This window comes from Pseudomonas sp. JAI120, assembly GCF_014207255.1.
In the GTDB taxonomy this organism is placed as follows: domain Bacteria; phylum Pseudomonadota; class Gammaproteobacteria; order Pseudomonadales; family Pseudomonadaceae; genus Aquipseudomonas.
Genome location: NZ_JACHCZ010000002.1, coordinates 815167 through 834774 on the forward strand (window position 1 = coordinate 815167; position 19608 = coordinate 834774).

17 protein-coding genes and 1 other RNA gene are annotated in these 19608 nt (G+C 61.0%); all 18 read right to left on the reverse strand.

Annotated elements, in window-relative coordinates; genetic code table 11:
• Positions 1 to 2 precede the first annotated feature (2 nt).
• Positions 3 to 914 (reverse strand): UDP-3-O-acyl-N-acetylglucosamine deacetylase, encoded by a 912-nt coding sequence (gene lpxC / locus HDC32_RS15550; protein ID WP_003171886.1) that lies wholly within the window; start codon positions 912 to 914, stop codon positions 3 to 5.
• Positions 915 to 1026: 112 nt separating this feature from the next.
• The gene (gene ftsZ / locus HDC32_RS15555; protein WP_053131424.1) at positions 1027 to 2223 is read right to left on the reverse strand and encodes a cell division protein FtsZ; all 1197 of its coding nucleotides are present in this window, start codon (positions 2221 to 2223) and stop codon (positions 1027 to 1029) included.
• Positions 2224 to 2297: 74 nt separating this feature from the next.
• A complete protein-coding gene (ftsA, locus tag HDC32_RS15560) occupies positions 2298 to 3560 on the reverse strand; it encodes a cell division protein FtsA (RefSeq protein WP_027604757.1) in 1263 nt (420 codons plus the stop codon).
• A gap of 15 nt (positions 3561 to 3575) precedes the next feature.
• Complete coding sequence (locus tag HDC32_RS15565) at positions 3576 to 4445, reverse strand: cell division protein FtsQ/DivIB (RefSeq protein WP_131698380.1); 870 nt, start codon at positions 4443 to 4445, stop codon at positions 3576 to 3578.
• Positions 4446 to 4449: 4 nt separating this feature from the next.
• Positions 4450 to 5406 (reverse strand): D-alanine--D-alanine ligase, encoded by a 957-nt coding sequence (locus HDC32_RS15570; protein WP_012722298.1) that lies wholly within the window; start codon positions 5404 to 5406, stop codon positions 4450 to 4452.
• Positions 5403 to 6848: a UDP-N-acetylmuramate--L-alanine ligase gene (gene murC / locus HDC32_RS15575; protein ID WP_184744623.1), complete on the reverse strand. Its 1446-nt coding sequence runs from the start codon at positions 6846 to 6848 to the stop codon at positions 5403 to 5405. The genes HDC32_RS15570 and murC overlap by 4 nt, the downstream gene beginning before the upstream one ends.
• Complete coding sequence (gene murG / locus HDC32_RS15580; protein WP_184744625.1) at positions 6841 to 7911, reverse strand: undecaprenyldiphospho-muramoylpentapeptide beta-N-acetylglucosaminyltransferase; 1071 nt, start codon at positions 7909 to 7911, stop codon at positions 6841 to 6843. Before murG ends, murC begins: the two co-directional genes overlap by 8 nt.
• Complete coding sequence (gene ftsW / locus HDC32_RS15585) at positions 7901 to 9124, reverse strand: putative lipid II flippase FtsW (RefSeq protein ID WP_053131437.1); 1224 nt, start codon at positions 9122 to 9124, stop codon at positions 7901 to 7903. The genes murG and ftsW overlap by 11 nt, the downstream gene beginning before the upstream one ends.
• The gene (gene murD / locus HDC32_RS15590; protein ID WP_184744627.1) at positions 9121 to 10467 is read right to left on the reverse strand and encodes a UDP-N-acetylmuramoyl-L-alanine--D-glutamate ligase; all 1347 of its coding nucleotides are present in this window, start codon (positions 10465 to 10467) and stop codon (positions 9121 to 9123) included. The genes ftsW and murD overlap by 4 nt, the downstream gene beginning before the upstream one ends.
• Before the next feature lie 6 nt (positions 10468 to 10473).
• Positions 10474 to 11556, reverse strand: coding sequence for a phospho-N-acetylmuramoyl-pentapeptide-transferase (gene mraY / locus HDC32_RS15595; protein WP_003171875.1), 1083 nt, complete (start codon positions 11554 to 11556; stop codon positions 10474 to 10476).
• Complete coding sequence (gene murF / locus HDC32_RS15600) at positions 11556 to 12926, reverse strand: UDP-N-acetylmuramoyl-tripeptide--D-alanyl-D-alanine ligase (protein ID WP_184744629.1); 1371 nt, start codon at positions 12924 to 12926, stop codon at positions 11556 to 11558. Before murF ends, mraY begins: the two co-directional genes overlap by 1 nt.
• Positions 12919 to 14382: a UDP-N-acetylmuramoyl-L-alanyl-D-glutamate--2,6-diaminopimelate ligase gene (locus HDC32_RS15605; protein ID WP_167654743.1), complete on the reverse strand. Its 1464-nt coding sequence runs from the start codon at positions 14380 to 14382 to the stop codon at positions 12919 to 12921. Before HDC32_RS15605 ends, murF begins: the two co-directional genes overlap by 8 nt.
• On the reverse strand, positions 14382 to 16124 hold the full coding sequence (locus tag HDC32_RS15610) for a penicillin-binding protein 2 (protein ID WP_167654876.1): 1743 nt from the start codon (positions 16122 to 16124) through the stop codon (positions 14382 to 14384). The genes HDC32_RS15605 and HDC32_RS15610 overlap by 1 nt, the downstream gene beginning before the upstream one ends.
• Positions 16124 to 16417: a cell division protein FtsL gene (gene ftsL, locus HDC32_RS15615; RefSeq protein ID WP_003216203.1), complete on the reverse strand. Its 294-nt coding sequence runs from the start codon at positions 16415 to 16417 to the stop codon at positions 16124 to 16126. The genes HDC32_RS15610 and ftsL overlap by 1 nt, the downstream gene beginning before the upstream one ends.
• A complete protein-coding gene (rsmH, locus tag HDC32_RS15620; RefSeq protein WP_010213048.1) occupies positions 16414 to 17361 on the reverse strand; it encodes a 16S rRNA (cytosine(1402)-N(4))-methyltransferase RsmH in 948 nt (315 codons plus the stop codon). The genes ftsL and rsmH overlap by 4 nt, the downstream gene beginning before the upstream one ends.
• Positions 17358 to 17813 (reverse strand): division/cell wall cluster transcriptional repressor MraZ, encoded by a 456-nt coding sequence (gene mraZ / locus HDC32_RS15625; RefSeq protein WP_003171868.1) that lies wholly within the window; start codon positions 17811 to 17813, stop codon positions 17358 to 17360. The genes rsmH and mraZ overlap by 4 nt, the downstream gene beginning before the upstream one ends.
• Before the next feature lie 354 nt (positions 17814 to 18167).
• An RNA gene (gene rnpB, locus HDC32_RS15630) (RNase P RNA component class A) lies at positions 18168 to 18521 on the reverse strand.
• Between the two features lie 96 nt (positions 18522 to 18617).
• Positions 18618 to 19490: a 16S rRNA (cytidine(1402)-2'-O)-methyltransferase gene (gene rsmI, locus HDC32_RS15635; RefSeq protein WP_078731724.1), complete on the reverse strand. Its 873-nt coding sequence runs from the start codon at positions 19488 to 19490 to the stop codon at positions 18618 to 18620.
• Positions 19491 to 19608: the final 118 nt, after the last annotated feature.

Consider the following 19608-nt stretch of genomic DNA (forward strand, 5'->3'; position numbering starts at 1 on the left):
ACTTACACCGCCGCAACGGGACGCATGTAAGAGATCGGTGCGGTGCTGGCATCTTCGAAGGTCACGACTTCCCAAGCGTCTGTCTGCTCAATCAACTTGCGCAGCAGCTGGTTGTTAAGGGCGTGGCCCGACTTGAAGCCTTTGAACTCGCCTATCAGGCTATTGCCCAGCAGGTAGAGGTCACCGATTGCATCGAGGATCTTGTGCTTCACGAATTCGTCTTCATAGCGAAGGCCGTCTTCGTTCAGTACACCATCCGCGTCGACCACAATGGCGTTTTCAACGCTGCCGCCGAGTGCGAGGTTGTGCTTGCGCAGGTACTCGATGTCACTCATGAAACCAAAAGTACGGGCGCGGCTGACTTCTTTTACGAACGAAGTGCTGGAAAAATCCACGCTTGCACTTTGGGTGCGGTCACGGAATACCGGGTGATCGAAATCGATCTCAAAGCTCACTTTAAAGCCTTCGAACGGGACGAAGGTGGCGCGCTTGTCGCCGTCTTCTACTGTCACTTCCCGCAGAATGCGTATGAACTTCTTGGCTGCGTCCTGTTCTTCCAGGCCGGCAGATTGAATCAAGAATACGAAGGGTCCAGCGCTGCCATCCATGATAGGGACTTCGGACGCGGAGAGCTCGACGTAGGCGTTATCGATGCCCAAACCGGCCATGGCCGAGAGCAAGTGCTCCACCGTGTCCACTTTGACGTCACCGTTGACCAACGTGGTCGACATCGTGGTTTCGCCAACATTTTCCGCGCGAGCAGGAATCTGCACCACAGGGTCCAGGTCGGCACGCACAAACACGATGCCGGTATCGACAGGTGCAGGCTTGAGGGTCAGGTATACCTTCTCCCCGGAGTGCAGACCTACACCTGTGGCACGAATAATATTCTTCAGGGTGCGTTGTTTAATCATGGCTTGGACCGCTTCAGCGCAAATTGCGAACTGGTATCAACAAAGGCTGGCGATAATAGCAGACCAGACCTTTGCTGAACACCAATCACCTTCATAGCCCTGATACATTCCATTAATCGGCCTGACGACGCAGGAATGCCGGGATATCCAGATAGTCCAGATCATCTTGCGGATTCGGGCTACGGGACGCCGCAGCACCGGCCTGAGCCTGGTTGCGCATCACGGTCGGACGGTCCAGGTCACGGTAGTTCACCGACGGCAGTTCCTGGCGCGAAGGCGCTGGAGCGGCAGCCGCTTGGCTGGCGTGGCTGGTATGAACGGTATTGTCGATGACCTTCACAGGCTTCTCGATTTTTGCGCCCAGGCCGGTAGCAACCACGGTCACGTGCAGTTCGTCGCGCATGTCCGGGTCGATAACGGTACCGACTTTGACCATGGCGTGCTCGGAAGCGAAGGCTTCGATGATGCTACCCACGTCGGAGTACTCACCCAGGGACAGGTCAGGACCGGCGGTGATATTCACCAGGATGCCGCGTGCGCCTTGCAGGTTCACGTCTTCCAGCAACGGGTTGCGGATGGCCGCTTCGGTGGCTTCACGTGCACGATTCGGACCGCTGGCGCAGCCAGTGCCCATCATTGCCATGCCCATTTCGCTCATGACAGTACGTACGTCGGCAAAGTCGACGTTGATCATGCCTGGACGCTTGATGATGTCGGAGATACCGCGAACGGCACCGGCCAGTACATCGTCAGCCTTGGCGAACGCGGACAGCAGGCTTGCGTCCTTGCCCAGGATGGTCAGCAGCTTCTCGTTGGGAATGGTGATCAACGAGTCGACGCTTTCAGACAGCAGACGGATACCTTCGTCGGCGATCTGCATGCGCTTGCGGCCTTCGAACGGGAACGGACGAGTCACGACAGCGACCGTCAGAATCCCCATTTCCTTGGCCACTTCGGCAATGATCGGCGCTGCACCGGTACCGGTACCGCCGCCCATGCCAGTGGTGATGAACACCATGTTGGTGCCCTGCAGCACTTCGGCAATACGCTCGCGGTCTTCCAGGGCGGCTTGACGGCCGACTTCCGGATTGGCGCCAGCGCCGAGGCCCTTGGTCACGGCTGTGCCCAATTGCAGGATGGTCCGCGCGCCGATGCTTTTCAGCGCCTGGGCATCAGTGTTGGCGCAGATGAATTCAACGCCTTCAATGTTGCTCTTGACCATATGGTTGACAGCGTTGCCGCCGCCACCGCCGACACCGATCACTTTGATGACCGGGCTGGCGGGGATGTTGTCTACGAGTTCGAACATGTTCCCTCTCCTTTCATTTTCTCTAGTTTTTTCGCCTACTGCTTGTTTCGGTGCTGCGGTGTTGCGGTAAATCTTTAGAAATTGCCTTTTACCCAAGCCTGCAACCGCTCGAACAACGGCGCCTTGGCCTCGTCGTCGCTGCGGTAGCTGTCACGGTTGCTCGGGCCCGACAGGGAAATGCCGTCGGTCTGCTTCTGCAGCCCGTACAACAGCAAGCCCACACCGGTGGAATAAATCGGGTTGCGCACCACGTCGCCCAGGCCTTTCACGCCATGGGGAACACCCAGGCGTACCGGCATGTGGAAGATTTCCTCGGCCAGTTCGACCGCGCCTTCCATCTTCGAGGTGCCACCGGTCAGCACGATGCCGGCCGGGATCAAATCTTCGTAGCCGCTGCGACGCAGTTCAGCCTGGATCAGGGTGAACAGCTCGTCGTAGCGCGGCTCGACCACTTCGGCCAGGGCCTGGCGCGACAGCTCGCGCGGTGGACGGTCGCCCACGCTTGGCACCTTGATGGTTTCACCTGCACCAGCCAGCTTGGCCAGGGCGCAGGCGTAGCGGATCTTGATTTCTTCGGCGTACTGGGTCGGCGTACGCAGCGCCATGGCGATATCGTTGGTGACTTGGTCGCCGGCAATCGGGATCACCGCGGTGTGACGAATCGCACCCTCGGTGAAGATCGCGATGTCGGTGGTGCCGCCGCCGATGTCCACCAGGCAAACGCCCAGTTCTTTTTCGTCGTCGGTCAGTACCGAGTAGGCCGAAGCCAGTTGTTCGAGAATGATGTCGTCGATTTCCAGGCCGCAGCGGCGCACGCATTTTTCAATGTTCTGCGCGGCATTGACGGCACAGGTCACCACGTGGACCTTGGCTTCCAAACGTACGCCCGACATGCCCAGGGGCTCACGAACGCCCTCCTGGTTATCGATCACGTAGTCCTGCGGCAGGGTGTGCAGCACGCGCTGGTCAGCCGGGATCGCCACGGCCTGGGCGGCGTCGAGGACGCGCTCAAGGTCGGCTGCGCTGACTTCACGGTCGCGAATCGCCACGATGCCGTGGGAGTTCAGGCTGCGGATATGGTTGCCCGCCACGCCGACGAACGCCGAGTGAATCCGGCAACCGGCCATCAGCTGCGCTTCTTCGATGGCGCGCTGGATCGATTGCACGGTGGACTCGATGTTGACCACCACGCCCTTCTTCAGGCCACGGGACGGATGCGTGCCAATACCGACGATTTCGATCGTGCCGTCTTCCCCGACCTCGCCTACCAGCGCCACCACCTTGGAGGTGCCGATATCGAGACCGACGATCATTTTGCCGCTTTGCACGTTTGCCATGGGTCCTGCCTCTTCTTAATTCTTCGCGACAGCGGGTTGCGCTGCCGTGGGCGCAGCCGGTTCACGCCAGCCGACGGCAAGGCCGTTGGCGTAACGCAGGTCGACGCTCGCAATGTTCGTAATCTGTTCTTTCAAGGTCTTGTCATAGATGGCGATGAAGCGGCGCATCTTTTCCACCAAGCGGTCGCGTCCCAGCAACAACTGGATGCCCGGGCCGGAACTGCCTGCCCCGGTCGTCAAAAACCAGCTGCCCCGTTCACGCAATTCCAGGCGTGCAATGGAGAAGCCCATTGGCCGCAGCATCTGGCTCAGGGCCTGGTACTGCTGCATCACTTGCTGCTGCGCCCGCTGCGGCCCGAACAGCTGCGGCAGGTGCTCGTAGTTGGCCAGCTCACGCGGGGTGAACGCCTGGCCCTGGTTGTTCAACAGCGCCTCTTCGCCCCAACGGGCCACGGGCAGTTGTTCTTCCAGGCGGATCGTCACCTGGTCCGGCCATACGCGGCGGACTTCGGCGTGGGCGATCCACGGCATCTGTTCCAGCTCCCGGCGCATGCCGGCCAAGTCGATGGTGAAGAAGCTCGCGGCCAGGAATGGACCAATACGCTGCTGCACCGCTTGCTGGCTGATGTAGCTCAAGTCGCCCTGCACGCTGATCTTGGTGATTGGCCGATCGGCATAGGGCAATAGACGCTGTGCACCTTCGTAAGTGCCGAAGCCCAACACCACCAGCAACACCGGCCAGAACAGCGCCTTGAGGAAACCAAAGTTGGCTTTCGGCAGGCGCGCCGACATCGGCTCTTTAGCCACCATTCGACTGGCACCCCGTGGCACCGGCTTGCGGCTCGGTGCTTGTGGGGGCTGATGACGAAGCGATGCGCCTTTCATGTCCTTAGCCTCTTGGCTCAATGCTGGCGGCAAGAATTGCCAGCACCAACTGCTGGAAATCCAGGCCGGCTGCGCGAGCGGCCATAGGTACCAGGCTGTGGTCGGTCATACCCGGCGCAGTGTTGACTTCCAGGAACCAGAAATTCCCTTGGTCATCCTGCATCACGTCTGCCCGTGCCCAACCGGCAATACCCAACGCCTCACAGGCTTTCGCCGTGAGGTCCATCAATTCCTGTTCTTTGGTTGCGTCCAGGCCGCACGGGATCCGGTACTGAGTATCGGAAGCCACGTACTTGGCGTCGTAGTCGTAAAAGGTGTGGGGTGTGCCCAATGCGATAGGCGGCAATACCTGGCCACGCAGGGTGGCGATGGTGTACTCGGGACCCTGGATCCACTGTTCCACCAACACTTGCGAATCGTAGGTACTTGCCGCTTTCCATGCGTCGATCAATTCGGCGGCCGAGTTCACTTTAGCCATGCCGATACTGGAGCCTTCATGGGCTGGTTTGACGATCAAAGGCAGGCCCAGTTCCTTGGCTGCAGAAATACAATCGTCTTCACTGCACAGAACACTGTGACGCGGCGTTGGAATGCCCAGGCTGTGCCACACCTGCTTGGTGCGCAACTTGTCCATGGCCAGTGCCGAAGCAAGGATGCCGCTGCCGGTATAAGGAATACCGGCGCACTCCAACAGGCCCTGCATGCTGCCGTCTTCACCGCCACGGCCGTGCAGAATGATGAAGGCACGGTCGATCTTCTCGGCCTGCAGGCGGGCGAGGAAGTCATCGCCCACGTCGATACCGAACGCATTCACACCGGCGCTTTGCAGCGCTTCGAGCACGGCATTGCCGGACTTGAGCGACACTTCGCGCTCGGCGCTCTTGCCGCCGAACAGCACGGCCACGCGGCCGAAATCGGCAGGCGTGATGGTGGAGAACAGGGAGCCGTAGTCAGTGGTCATTTCGACCTCCCCTTTTCGGCGGCAAACAGCGAGCTCGCCAATAGTTTAGGGGCAAGGCCACCGATATCACCGGCACCCTGGCACAGCAGGATGTCGCCAGCACGCAGCAGCGGTTTGACGATCGGAGCCAGGTCCACACCGCGCTCGATGTAGATGGGGTCCAACTGGCCGCGCTGGCGAATGCTGTTGCACAGCTTGCGGCTGTCGGCGCCCGGGATCGGTTCTTCACCGGCCGGATAGACTTCCATCAACAACAGTACGTTGGCATCGGCCAATACATTGACGAAATCGTCGTACAAATCGCGGGTGCGGCTGTAGCGGTGCGGCTGGTAAATCATCACCAGGCGACGCTCCGGCCAACCACCCCGTACGGCCTTGATGACTGCGGCGACTTCGGTCGGGTGGTGGCCGTAGTCGTCCACCAGCATCACGTCACCGCCTTCCACCGGCAGTTGGCCGTAGACCTGGAAGCGCCTGCCGACACCAGCAAAGCGCGACAGGCCTTCGACGATGGCCTCATCGCTGACGCCCTCATCGGAGGCGATGCAGATGGTCGCCAGGGAATTCAACACGTTGTGGTTGCCCGGCATGTTCACCGACACATCCAGCGGCTCACGGTCGGGACGCAGCACGGTGAAGTAGGTCTGCATGCCTTCCTGGCGCACATTGATTGCGCGCACGTCAGCGTCTTCGCTGAAGCCGTAGGTCACGGTCGGACGCTTGACCTGCGGCAGGATTTCACGCACCACCGGGTCGTCCAGGCACACCACGGCCAAACCGTAGAACGGCAGGTTATGCAGGAACTCGACGAAGGTTTTCTTCAACTTGTTGAAGTCACCGTCGTAGGTAGCCATGTGATCTTCGTCGATGTTGGTGACGACGGCGACCAGCGGTTGCAGGTGCAGGAAGCTGGCGTCGCTTTCATCGGCTTCGGCGATCAGGTAGCGGCTGGTACCGAGCTGGGCATTGGTACCGGCTGCATTCAGGCGGCCACCGATCACGAAGGTCGGGTCCAGGCCACCGGCGGCGAACACCGAAGCGATCAGGCTGGTGGTGGTGGTCTTGCCATGGGTACCGGCGACGGCGATGCCGTGGCGATAGCGCATCAGCTCGGCGAGCATCTCGGCGCGTGGCACCACGGGAATGCGGCGCTCGAGGGCGGTGGCCACTTCCGGGTTGGAGGTGTTCACGGCGCTCGACACCACCAGCACGTCAGCGTCGGCGGCGTTCTCGGCGCGGTGGCCGATAAAGATCTGCGCGCCAAAGGACTTCAGGCGCTCGGTGACCGGCGACTCTTTCAAGTCCGAGCCGGACACCTGGTAGCCCAGGTTCAGCAACACTTCGGCGATACCGCACATGCCCACGCCGCCGATACCGACGAAGTGGATGCGACGGATGCGGCGCATTTCCGGTTGTGGCATGGCTTTCTGATTCTCAACCATGGGCCACCTCCAGGCAGATATCGACCACGGTGCGGGTTGCGTCAGGTTTGGCCAGGCGGCTTGCAGTGCTCGCCATGTTGTTGAGTCGTTCCGGTTGCATCAAAACCTCAGTCAGGCGTGCGGCCAAATCGGCGGCGCCAGTCGTTCTTTGCGGCAGCAGGAAGGCAGCGCCCTCCCCGGCCAAATATTCGGCGTTGCGGGTCTGGTGATCGTCGATGGCGTGGGGCAAAGGCACCAGCAAGGACGGCAGACCGGCGGCGGCCAGTTCACTGACGGTCAGCGCACCCGCGCGACAGACCACCAGGTCGGCCCAGCCATAGGCATGGGCCATGTCTTTGATGAAGGGCTGCACATTGGCCTCCACACCCGCGTCGCGATAACGCGTGGCGGTGACTTCATCGTGGTTCTTGCCGGCCTGGTGGAAAATCTCCGGGCGCAATTCCACAGGGAGTTGCGCCACGGCTTCCGGCAGCAATTTATTCAGCGGCTCGGCGCCCAGGCTTCCGCCCAGGATCAGCAGGTGCGCCTTACGCCCTGCGAGTGCTTCGCGGGCGATGTCCATAAACAGCTCGGTGCGCACCGGGTTGCCGGTGGTACGGCGCTTTTCCGACACACTGAAGGTGTTGGGAAACGCTTCACACACCCGCGCAGCCAACGGCACCAGCAAACGGTTGGCGGTACCGGCCACGGCGTTCTGCTCGTGCACGATCACCGGCACGCCAGCAAGTCTGGCGGCGACGCCACCCGGGCCAGTCACATAACCACCGAAGCCGAGCACGCACACCGGCTGCAAGTCACGGATGACCTTGCGCGCCTGCCACACCGCCTTGAGCAACACGAACGGTGCCTTGAGCAGGGACAATTTGCCCTTGCCGCGCAGGCCCGTGACGTTGATCAGATGCAACGACAGACCGGCATTCGGTACCAACTCGTTTTCGATGCCGCGCGGTGTACCCAGCCAGTGCACGGTGTAGCCACGGTTCTGGAATTCCCGCGCGCACGCCAGGGCCGGGAACACATGGCCCCCGGTGCCGCCGGCCATGATCAGCACGTTAGCGCCCATGGGTCGGCTCCTCGGCGAAGTCGCTTTCGCTGAACTCCATCTCTTCGCTGCCCAGGTGGGTTCGACTCTCCCACTCGATGCGCAGCAACAAGCCAAGACAGGCGCAGCAGATCACCAACGAACTGCCGCCGTAACTGAGGAACGGCAAGGTCAGGCCCTTGGTCGGCAGCAGGCCGACGTTCACCCCGATGTTGATCAGGAACTGGCCGATCCACAGGAACGACAAGCCGTACGCCACGTAAGCGGCGAAATACTGTTTAGCCCTTTCGGCCCACAAGCCGATGTACATGCCGCGGACACACACGAATACGAACAGCGCGACGGTGCACAGCGACCCCACCACGCCGAGTTCTTCGGCGAGTACGGAGAACACGAAGTCGGTGTGCGCTTCCGGCAGGTAGAACTGCTTCTGCACGCTGTTGCCCAGGCCGACGCCCAGCCATTCGCCGCGACCGAAGGCGATCAATGCCTGAGTCAATTGGTAGCCGGAGCCGAACTGGTCGGACCAAGGGTCGGTAAAGGTGATCAGACGCGCCATCCGGTAGGGTTGCGCCTGCACCAGGATGGTCACCGCAGCCACCGCCAGCACCACCATCAAGCTGAAGCGGAACAAGCCCACGCCACCGAGGAACAGCATCGCCGCCGCCGCGCCCATCATCACGACGGTCGCGCCGAAGTCGGGTTCCATCAGCAACAGGCCGGCCATGGGCAGCAGCACGATAAATGGCTTGAAGAAGCCCATCCAGCTTTCGCGCACTTCTTTCTGGCGACGCACCAGGTAACCGGCCAGGTAGATCACCACGAAGACCTTGGCGATTTCCGACGGCTGCACGTTGAACGCGCCGAAACCGATCCAGCGCATGGAGCCGTTCACCTCACGGCCGATGCCGGGCAGGATCACCATGATCAGCAAGCCGAACGCGCCGATCAGCATCAGCCAACCCAGGCGCTGCCAGGTGGCAATCGGGATCATCATGGTCACGATGCACGTGCCCAGGCCGATGATCAGGTACACCAGGTGACGGATCATCATGTACAGGGTGTTGCCCGACTGCACGGCGGCCACTTCGGAAGAGGCCGAGGTGATCATCACCAGGCCCAGGCCCAGCAGCGCGAGGCAACCGGCGAGCATTGGGAAATCAAGGTCGATGCCACGCCCGGTGATAATCGGCGACGGGTACGGCTTGATGATGTTTCTGAAATCAATGCTCATGCCAAGCCCTCCACGGCGCGGGCGAACAACTGGCCACGCTCTTCGTAGTTCTTGAACATGTCGAAACTGGCGCACGCCGGCGACAGCAGTACCGCATCGCCTGGTTGGGCCAGGGCTTGGCACTGGGCAATGGCGTCGCCCAGGGAGGTGGCACGCACCTGTGGCACGGCGTCGCCAAGCGCGGCGGCGATCAAATCGGAGTCGCGGCCCATCAACACCACGGCGCGGCAATGCGCAGCCGCCGGTGCCTTGAGGTCTTTGAAATCGGCACCCTTGCCGTCGCCACCGGCGATCAGCACAAGTTTGCCGTCGATATCGGCACCCAGGCCTTCGATGGCGGCCAATGCGGCCCCCACGTTGGTGGCTTTGGAGTCGTTGTAGTAACTGACACCATTAAGGTCGCGTACCCACTGGCAACGATGCTCAAGGCCGCCGAAGGTGCGCAGGCTCGACAGCATGGCGTCGAACGGCAAACCCACGGCATGCCCCAACGCCAATGCGGCCAAGGCGTTGGACTGGTTATGGGCGCCACGAATTTTCAGCTCGCGCACCGGCATCAGGTTCTGGAATTCGAAGGCCAGGTATTTCTCGCCGTTCTCTTCACGAATGCCGAAGGCCTTGAAGTCGGGTTTGCTAAGGCCGAAGGTCCAGCACGGCATGCCATCGCCCATCAGCGGACGGCTCAGCGCGTCCTGGCGATTGACAACAAATTGCTTGGCGCCGCGGAAGATCCGGTGCTTGGCCAGGTGGTACGCCGGCAGGCCGCTGTAGCGGTCCATGTGGTCTTCGCTGACGTTCAACACGGTGGCCACTTCAGCGCCCAGGTCGTGGGTGGTTTCCAGTTGGAAGCTCGACAGCTCCATCACGTACAGCTCGATGTCGTCGCTGAGCAGGTCCAACGCCGGCGTGCCGAGATTACCGCCCACGGCCACGCGCTTGCCGGCCGCCATCGCCATCTCGCCGACCAGGGTGGTCACGGTGCTTTTCGCGTTGGAACCGCTGATGGCCACGATCGGCGCCTTCGCATTACGTGCGAACAGGTCGATGTCGCCGGACAGCTTCACGCCACGCGCCGCTGCGGCTTGCAGGGCCGGAGTCGCCAGGGCCAGGCCGGGGCTCACGTAGAGCTCATCAGCGCGGCACAGAAACTCGACATCCAACTCGCCACAACGCACTTCCACGTGCGGGTAGTCACGGCGCAGCGTGACCAGCTCCGGTGGATTTTCCCGCGTATCGGCCACGGCAAACGACGTGCCCCGGTTCGCCAGGAAGCGAACCAGGGACATGCCGCTCTTGCCGAGGCCGACAACGATGCGGAAGTGGTCTGAAGCGATCAGGGACACTCGTTTCTACCTCAGTTTCAGGGTGGCAAGGCCGACCAGGACCAGAATCACGGTGATGATCCAGAAACGGACAATCACACGCGGCTCAGGCCAGCCCTTGAGTTCAAAGTGGTGGTGAATCGGCGCCATGCGGAACACGCGGCGCCCGGTCAACTTGAAGGACGCCACCTGGATGACCACCGACAGGGTTTCCATCACGAAGACACCGCCCATGATGAACAGCACGATTTCCTGGCGAACGATCACCGCGATGGTGCCCAGGGCGGCGCCCAGCGCCAGTGCGCCGACGTCACCCATGAAGACTTGTGCGGGGTAGGTGTTGAACCACAGGAACCCCAGCCCGGCACCGATCAGGGCACCGCAGAACACGATCAGCTCACCCGCGCCCGGCACGTAAGGGATCAGCAGGTACTCAGCGAATTTCACGTTACCCGACAGGTAGCAGAAAATGCCCAGCGCGCCGCCTACCATCACCGTCGGCATGATCGCCAGGCCGTCGAGGCCGTCGGTCAGGTTCACCGCGTTGCTTGAGCCGACGATCACGAAGTAGGTCAGCACCACGAAGCCGATGCCCAGTGGGATGCTGGCGTCCTTGAGCATCGGGATGATCAAGGTGGTTTCCACGGCGCTTGGCGCGGTGGTGTAGAGGAAGATCGCGGCGGCCAGGCCGAACACCGACTGCCAGAAATACTTCCAGCGGCTTGGCAGCCCCTTGGAGTTTTTCTCGATCACTTTGCGGTAGTCATCGACCCAGCCGATGGCGCCGAACAGCAGGGTCACCAGCAACACCACCCACACGTAGCGGTTGTGCAGGTCAGCCCACAGCAAGGTGCTGATACCGATGGACGAGAGGATCAGCGCGCCGCCCATGGTCGGGGTGCCGGACTTGGACAGGTGCGACTGCGGGCCGTCATTACGAACCGATTGACCAATTTGCAGGTTCTGCAGGGTGCGGATCATCCACGGCCCCAAAAACAGCGACAAAGACAGCGCGGTCAGCACACCCAGGATCCCGCGCAGGGTCAGGTACTGAAAGACCGCGAAGCCTTTGTGGAACTGTTGCAGATACTCAGCCAGCAGCAGCAGCATTAATGTTTCTCCGTACTTGAGCCACACAAGGCCGCGACGACGTTTTCCATCACCGCGCTGCGCGATCCCTTGATCAAAATGGTTGTGTGTTTGTCTTGTTCTGCCACGCCCAGCGCCTGGATCAACTCGGCCTGGGTTGCGAAATGTCGCGCACCGGGGCCGAAGGCGCTTACCGCATGGGCCATGTTCGTGCCAACGGCGTAGAGGGCGTCGACTTTGCCTGCGGCATACGCGCCGACTTCGCGGTGGCCTTGTTCAGCCCAGTCGCCCAATTCGCCGATATCACCCAGTACCAGCACCTTGCGACCGTCAAAACCCTTGAGCAGGTCTACAGCGGCATTAATGGAGGATGGGTTGGCGTTGTAGGTGTCATCAATCACACGCATGCCGTTGGTTGCCAACTGCGCCACGGTACGACCCTTGACCGGTTGCACCGCGCCCAGGCCTGTGGCGATGCCGAACAGCGACACGCCCAAGGCATGGGCGGCAGCGGCGGCGGCCAAGGCATTGGCGACGTTATGGTTGCCCAACAAATTCAGTTGTACGTGTTCGTCACCTTGCGGGGTGTGCAAGGTGAAGGACGGGCAGCCACGGGCATCGACGGTGATGTTGGAGGCATGGAAATCAGCCGCTGCGTTAAGCACCGCAAACGTCAGGACCTTGCGACCGGCGGCGCGTACACGCCAGGTCTCGAAGGCCTTGTCGTCCAGGTTCAAGACTGCGGTGCCCGATGCATCGAGGCCCTCAAGGATTTCACCCTTGGCCTCAACGATTTTTTCCGGGCCGCCGAACTCGCCAACGTGGGCAGTACCGGCGTTGTTGATAATTGCAACGTGGGGCTTGGTCAGCGCCACGGTGTAGGCGATTTCGCCGATGCGCGAAGCCCCCAGTTCGATCACCGCCGCCGTATGTTCCGGGGCCAGTTCGAGCAGGGTCAGCGGAGCGCCGAAATCATTGTTCAGGTTGCCACGGGTCGCCAACACGGGGCCGCGCGTACGCAGGACACCGGCGAGCAGTTCCTTGACCGTGGTCTTGCCGCTGGAGCCGGTGATGGCGGCAACGGGCTTATCGAAAGCGGCGCGGTTCAGCGCCCCCAATTGGCCGAGGGCCAGGCGAGTATCGGCGACCAGCAGTTGCGGCAAGGTGGCATCGGCCACTTCGCGCTGTACCAAGGCACCTACGGCACCTTTGGCGGCGACTTCGTTCAGGTAGTCGTGACCGTCGAAACGCGGGCCGGCCAGGGCGACAAACAGTTGCCCCAGTTTGATAGCACGGCTGTCGATGCTCACGCCGCTGAAGCTGCAATCGCTCGACAGTAAGCGTGCCGACAGGGCTTGAGTCAGTTCGCTGAACGTCATCGCCTTAAGCATGGGCGACCTCCCAGGCGGTCAAGGCGTGATCGGCCTCGACCAGATCGGAGAAGGCATGACGCTCGCCGTTGATTTCCTGGTAATCCTCGTGCCCTTTACCGGCCAACACGACCACGTCGTCAGCGCCGGCACTGGCGATCAACTGGGCAATTGCCACGCCGCGACCGGCAACGAAGGTGGCCTTGGACGCGTCTTTGAAGCCGGTGCGGATATCATCGAAAATCCGGCTCGGATCTTCGCTGCGTGGGTTGTCATCGGTGACCACTACACCATCGGCCAGACGCTCGACGATCTCGGCCATCAACGGACGCTTGCCGCGATCACGATCACCACCGCAGCCGAACAGGCAAAGCAATTTGCCCTTGGCGTGAGGGCGCAAGGCTTCGAGGACTTTTTCCAGGGCGTCCGGGGTATGGGCGTAATCGACCACCACCAACGGTTGAGTACCCCCACCCAGGCGCTGCATGCGACCGGCCGGGCCGTCCAGCTTCGGCAGTACCTTGAGGATTTCGTCGAGGGCGTAATCCAGGCCGAGCAACGCGCCGATGGCGGCGAGTACGTTGCTCAGGTTGAAACGCCCGAGCAGGGTGCTGCGCAAGTGGTGCTCGCCCTGAGGCGTCACCAGCGTGGCGCGCACGCCTTCGTCATTGAATTGGGCTTCACGGCAATACAGGTACGCCCTGGAGTCTTCCAGGCTGTAGGTGATCAGGCGCGCTTCGCTGTCTTGGGCGGCCAGTTGGCGACCAAAGGCGTCATCCAGATTGACCACCCGGCACTTGAGGTCATTCCAGGCAAACAGCTTGGCCTTGGCGGCGGCGTACGCCTCCATGGTGCCGTGATAATCCAGGTGATCGCGGGACAGGTTGGTCATCACCGCCACATCAAAGGCCAGGGCGGTGACGCGGCCCTGGTCCAGGCCGTGGGACGACACTTCCATGGCAACCGCCTTGGCACCGGCCTTCTTCAGGTCGGCCAGGGTCGCTTGCACGGCGATAGGGTTCGGCGTGGTGTGCAGGCCGCTTTGCAGCGCGCCATAAAAACCGGTGCCCAGGGTGCCGACAATGCCGCAGTGCTGGCCCAGCAGATCAAGGGCTTGGGCAACCAACTGGGTCACGCTGGTCTTGCCGTTGGTGCCCGTCACGCCCACCAGATTGAGGTGACGGCTAGGGTCACCATAAAAGCGCCCGGCAATATCGGACAGCTGCTTGGCCAGACCCTTGACCGGAATCAGCGGCACGTCGGTGATCGGCAGCACGGTGGCGCCTTCCACTTCATACGCCACGGCAGCCGCGCCGCGCTGCAAGGCGTCGGCGATGTGCGCACGGCCATCGTACTTGCCGCCCGGCACCGCCAGGAACAGGTCGCCAGCGCGCACGTTACGGCTGTCCAGGGTCAACTCGCGAATCAGCAGATCGCGGCCGGCGTGGGCAAAAATCTTGTTCAGGCTAAGAGACATCAGCCGCGCCCTCCATTGGCTTTTACTGCAGCGGCCGGTGGTCCGGCATTCGCTTGTTGGGTCGGCGGCAGGTTATCCGGCGTGATGTTCATCAGGCGCAGGGTGCCGGACATCACTTTGCTGAACACCGGCGCCGATACCAGGCCACCGAAGTAACCGGCTTTGCTCGGCTCATCGATCACAACGACGATGGCGTAGCGCGGGTCGCTCATCGGGCCGAATCCGGCGAACAGCGAGCGGTAGGAGTTTTCGGCATAGCCCTTGGTGCCGACCGACGTTTTACGCGCGGTACCGGACTTGCCCGCCACGTGATACGCCGGCACCTGGGCGCGGAATACACCGCGCGGCGCTTCGATCACTTGTTGCAGCATGCCTTGCATGGTCTTGGCGACGTTTTCAGGGATCACCTGGGTTGCTTTCGGCGCCTCATCGACGTGGATCAGGCTCAGCGGCACCATGCGACCGTTGTTGGCCAGCACGGAGAAGGCATGGGCCAGTTGGATCGCGGTCACCGACAGGCCGTAGCCGTAGGAAAGCGTGGCGGTCTCGGCTTTTTTCCATTCGCGGTAGTTGGGCAGGTTGCCGACGCGCTCACCTGGAAAATCCAGGCCGGTGGGTTGCCCCAGGCCGATCTTCTGCGCGAGGTGGTAGATGGTTTCACCACCGATATCGAAGGCGACCTTACTCATGCCCACGTTACTGGAGTTGATCAGGATACCTGTCAAATCCAGCACCGGACCTTCAGTACGGGACACGTCACGAATGGTGTATTTACCCAGCTGCAAAGTACCCGGATACACCTCGACCTTGTCGCTGGGCTTCCAGCGACCGGTTTCCAGGGCGGCACTCATGGAGATGGCTTTCATGGTCGAACCCGGCTCGAACACGTCGATCATTGCGCGGTTACGCATCATCGCCGGTTGCAGGTTGCGACGGTTGTTCGGGTTGTAGGTCGGCTGGTTGACCATGGCGAGGATCTCGCCGGTCTTCACGTCCATGATCACCAGGCTACCGGCCTTTGCGCCGTTCTCGATGATCGCGTTACGCAGCTCGCGGTTGGCCAGATATTGCAGGCGCAGGTCAATCGACAACGCCAAGGGCTTACCGGCCTTGGCGTTCTTGGTGACCTGGACATCCTTGATCAGTCTGCCGCGCCGATCCTTGATGACTTGTCGTTTGCCGGGAACCCCGGCGAGCCATTCATCGTAGGCGAGTTCCACGCCTTCACGACCGTGATCATCGATGTCGGTAAAACCCACCATATGGGCAGTGGTTTCACCGGCCGGGTAGAAACGACGGAATTCCTCGATGCCGTAGACACCGGGGACTTTAAGGTCGAGCACTTGCTGGCCTTGCTCGGGGGTAAGGCCGCGAACGAGGTAGATAAATTCTTTATTTGCCTGGGCTTCAAGGCGCTCGGCCAAGGCTTTCGGGTCCTGGCCCAGGGCGGCAGCCAGTTGCGGCCACTTGTCCTTGGCAACCTGCAATTCCTTGGCGTTGGCCCACAGGGTGGTCACCGGCGTACTCACCGCCAACGGCTCGCCGTTACGGTCGGTGATCAGGCCGCGGTGCGCAGGGATCGGAATATGACGCAGGCTACGGGCATCGCCCTGGCCGATCAGGAAGTCACGATCGACCACTTGCAGGTCGATGATCCGCCAGGTAATCGCCCCCACCATCAATGCCAGCAAGCCGAGCATCAGGCGGAAGCGCCATGGGTAGAGTGCACCTTCAAGTTTCATCATGGCGCCACCATGCGAACTTCGGCCGCGCCCGGGATGTGCATTTTCAGCTGTTCGGTGGCCAGCACTTCGATACGGCTATGGGCCGTCCAGGTGCTTTGCTCGAGGATCAACCGGCCCCACTCCGCCTGCGCTTTGTCACGCACGCTCAATTCCCCATAGAGGGTATTGAGCAGTTGACGGTTGTAGTGGGCGCTGTAGGACACCGCAATTGCGGACACCAGCACGCCGACAAACAGCAGCAACATAAAGAAGCTGCCGCCCGGGAGGGGCTTGGCGAAAAGCTTGCTCACCGCAGCTTCTCCGCAACGCGCATGACGGCGCTACGGGAACGTGGGTTGGCCTTGAGTTCGGCTTCGGAAGCGAACTGCGCTTTGCCATGGATTTTGATTTTCGGCACAAAGGCTTCGAAACGTACCGGCAGGTTGCGCGGCAGGTTATCGGACTCGCCCTTGACCAGGCGGCGCATGAACAGCTTGACGATGCGGTCTTCCAGGGAGTGGAAACTGATCACCACCAGGCGACCGCCCACTTCCAGCGCCTCAAGGGCAGCCTCAAGGCCAGCCTCCAGGTCGCCCAATTCGTTGTTGACGTGAATACGCAGGCCCTGGAACGCACGGGTCGCCGGGTTTTTGCCCTTTTCCCACGCTGGGTTGGCGACTTTAAGCACTTCGGCCAGGTCGGCGGTGCGCTCGAACGGCTGGATTTCGCGGCGCTCCACCACGGCACGGGCCATGCGGCCGGCGAAGCGTTCTTCACCGTACTCCTTGAACACGCGGGCAATTTCTTCCACCGGCGCGGTGGCAATGAACTGCGCGGCACTGACGCCACGGGTAGGGTCCATGCGCATGTCGAGGGGGCCGTCGTTCATGAAGCTGAACCCGCGCTCCGGGTCATCGAGCTGCGGCGAAGACACGCCCAGGTCGAGCAAAACCCCGGCCACCTTGCCCGCCATGCCGCGCTCGGCGACTTCGGCACCCAGCTCGGCAAAGCTGCGCTGCACAACGACAAAGCGGCCGTCTTCGGCCGCTAGCGCTTGCCCGGTGGCAATCGCTTGGGGGTCTTTGTCAAACCCGAGGAGCTTGCCGTCGGGCCCGAGCTGGCTGAGTATCAACCGGCTATGCCCGCCCCTGCCGAAGGTACCGTCCAAATAGCAGCCATCCGCGCGTACGGCGAGAGCCTCAACGGCTTCGTCAAGCAGTACGGTGATGTGGTTAAAGCCGCTATCAATAGTCACAGGATCAAATCACGCAGTTCATCAGGCATGGCGCCCGGTTGTTGAATAGCAGCCAGGTCAGCTGCAGAAACAGCATCCCAGGCATCTTCGTCCCACAATTGGAACTTGTTCAGTTGGCCGACCAGCATCGCGCGCTTATCCAGCTTGGCGTACTCGCGCAAACGCGGGGGCACCAGGAAACGACCACTGCCATCGAGCTCGAGGTCGACGGCATTACCAATCAGCAAACGCTGCAGGCGGCGGTTTTCTTCACGCAATGAAGGCAGGGCACGCAACTTGGTCTCAATCAACTCCCACTCATCGAGGGGGTAAACACATAAACAAGGGTCAACGGCATCAATGGTGATGATCAACTGCCCGGAACTTCGCGAAATCAGCTCGTCACGATACCGGCTCGGCATGGCGAGACGGCCTTTTGCATCGAGACTGATAGCGTTAGCTCCGCGAAACACAGATGCGTTTCTCCAAATTTTAGCGTTTTACGTTCAAAAAACCCACTTTGTGCCACTTTCCGCCACTTGCGCACACTATAGGAATGCGCCCACCACACCGTCAAGGCGCGGATTCAAGGAAAAGCCTTACAGATCGGAGATTTAGGAGCGTAAAAGGAGGAGAAACCAGAGTTCGGCGGTGTTTTTGGCTCGATAAGCACAAATAGCTCAAAGAGCTACAGCTCAAAGTTAAAGTAATTTATTAAGAGTAAGATTTTTTTGGTATTACGAAGATGCATCTGCCAATGATTTGGCAGGGAGGGTTTCTTGCGTTACTACCGGTTTTCTGTCCGAGATTCGCACAGAAGGAAAAAGGTGGAGAGTCGATCTATAAGCCGGGTTCTGTCTTGAACAGTCATTCGTCTACGATGGCCATCACTGGACATCTTTAGCAACCTACCCGGTCCCAGCGCGGGCCACGCCTTGGGACCCTATTTGGTCTTGCTCCAAGTGGGGTTTACCTAGCCACGAACTGTTGCCAGTCGTGCGGTGCGCTCTTACCGCACCTTTTCACCCTTACCGGCACCGAAATGCTTAGGCGGTTATTTTCTGTGGCACTTTCCGTAGGCTCACGCCCCCCAGGCATTACCTGGCACTTCGCCCTATGGAGCCCGGACTTTCCTCCCCCCCCTAATTTTCATAGAGGGCAGCGACTGTCCAATCGACTCTCCGCCGCGCAGGTTAACGGCACGGCGGCCTCAGGACAAGTATTAAAAGTGCAGCATTGCCATCACGTTCGGACGGAATACCGGTTTAACCCCGGAACTATTCGGCTTTCTGTTTATCCAGCGCAACTTGATACAGCACATTCTTGCGTACACCGGTAATTTCCGCCGCCAACGCCGCCGCGCGCTTGAGGGGCATCTCCTTGAGCAACAGGTCGAGGACACGCATGGCCTCGCTGCCGACTGCGTCTTCCGCCTCCGGTGCTGTCCAGCCTGCCACCAGCACCACGCACTCTCCACGCTGCTGATTGCTGTCGCCTTCGACAAACGCGCGCAGTTCTTCCAGCGGCAAGCCCTTGAGGGTTTCGAACGTCTTGGTCAGTTCACGCGCCAGCAACGCAAGACGCTCGCCACCAAACACCAGCTCCATGTCCTGCAGGCATTCGAGGATACGGTGCGGGGCTTCGTAGAAGATCAGGGTGCGCGGTTCTTCCTTTACCGCCTGGAGACGGGCACGGCGCCCCACCGCCTTGGCCGGCAGGAAACCTTCGAAGATAAAGCGATCCGAGGGCAGGCCCGCCGCCGACAACGCCGCTATCAGCGCGCACGCCCCGGGAACAGGTACTACATTGATACCTGCGGCCCGCGCCTGGCGAACCAGGTGATAGCCCGGATCGGAGATCAGCGGCGTCCCCGCATCGGAGATCAGTGCGACATCGTCACCGGCCAACAGGCGGACAATAAAGCGGCTGCCTTCTTCGCGCTCATTGTGTTCGTGGCAGGCCGCCAGTGGTGTGCTGATACCAAAATGCTGCATCAAGCGCTGGGAGTGCCGGGTGTCTTCGGCCGCGATCAATTTAACCTCGCGCAACACTTTCAGTGCTCGGGCACTGATGTCGTCCAGGTTGCCAATGGGCGTCGCCACGACAAAAAGCGAGCCTGCAGTGGAATTCAAAGGACCTGGAGCAGTCAAAGCGCACACCTCGATGGTTGGCAAAAGCCATATTGTAGCGCGTAGGCGCCTTGAAAATATGCCATCACGGCCGATGCCTTTTCTGCCATCAATTGCCAACAGCAACATTTGCACGACC

What these genes read in the sequence shown, in the direction of transcription:
- lpxC (WP_003171886.1), bottom strand. Translation starts at nt 914, where the DNA reads ATGATTAAACAACGCACCCTGAAGAATATTATTCGTGCCACAGGTGTA.
- ftsZ (WP_053131424.1), bottom strand. Translation starts at nt 2,223, where the DNA reads ATGTTCGAACTCGTAGACAACATCCCCGCCAGCCCGGTCATCAAAGTG.
- ftsA (WP_027604757.1), bottom strand. Translation starts at nt 3,560, where the DNA reads ATGGCAAACGTGCAAAGCGGCAAAATGATCGTCGGTCTCGATATCGGC.
- HDC32_RS15565 (WP_131698380.1), bottom strand. Translation starts at nt 4,445, where the DNA reads ATGAAAGGCGCATCGCTTCGTCATCAGCCCCCACAAGCACCGAGCCGC.
- HDC32_RS15570 (WP_012722298.1), bottom strand. Translation starts at nt 5,406, where the DNA reads ATGACCACTGACTACGGCTCCCTGTTCTCCACCATCACGCCTGCCGAT.
- murC (WP_184744623.1), bottom strand. Translation starts at nt 6,848, where the DNA reads ATGGTTGAGAATCAGAAAGCCATGCCACAACCGGAAATGCGCCGCATC.
- murG (WP_184744625.1), bottom strand. Translation starts at nt 7,911, where the DNA reads ATGGGCGCTAACGTGCTGATCATGGCCGGCGGCACCGGGGGCCATGTG.
- ftsW (WP_053131437.1), bottom strand. Translation starts at nt 9,124, where the DNA reads ATGAGCATTGATTTCAGAAACATCATCAAGCCGTACCCGTCGCCGATT.
- mraY (WP_003171875.1), bottom strand. Translation starts at nt 11,556, where the DNA reads ATGCTGCTGCTGCTGGCTGAGTATCTGCAACAGTTCCACAAAGGCTTC.
- murF (WP_184744629.1), bottom strand. Translation starts at nt 12,926, where the DNA reads ATGCTTAAGGCGATGACGTTCAGCGAACTGACTCAAGCCCTGTCGGCA.
- HDC32_RS15605 (WP_167654743.1), bottom strand. Translation starts at nt 14,382, where the DNA reads ATGTCTCTTAGCCTGAACAAGATTTTTGCCCACGCCGGCCGCGATCTG.
- HDC32_RS15610 (WP_167654876.1), bottom strand. Translation starts at nt 16,124, where the DNA reads ATGAAACTTGAAGGTGCACTCTACCCATGGCGCTTCCGCCTGATGCTC.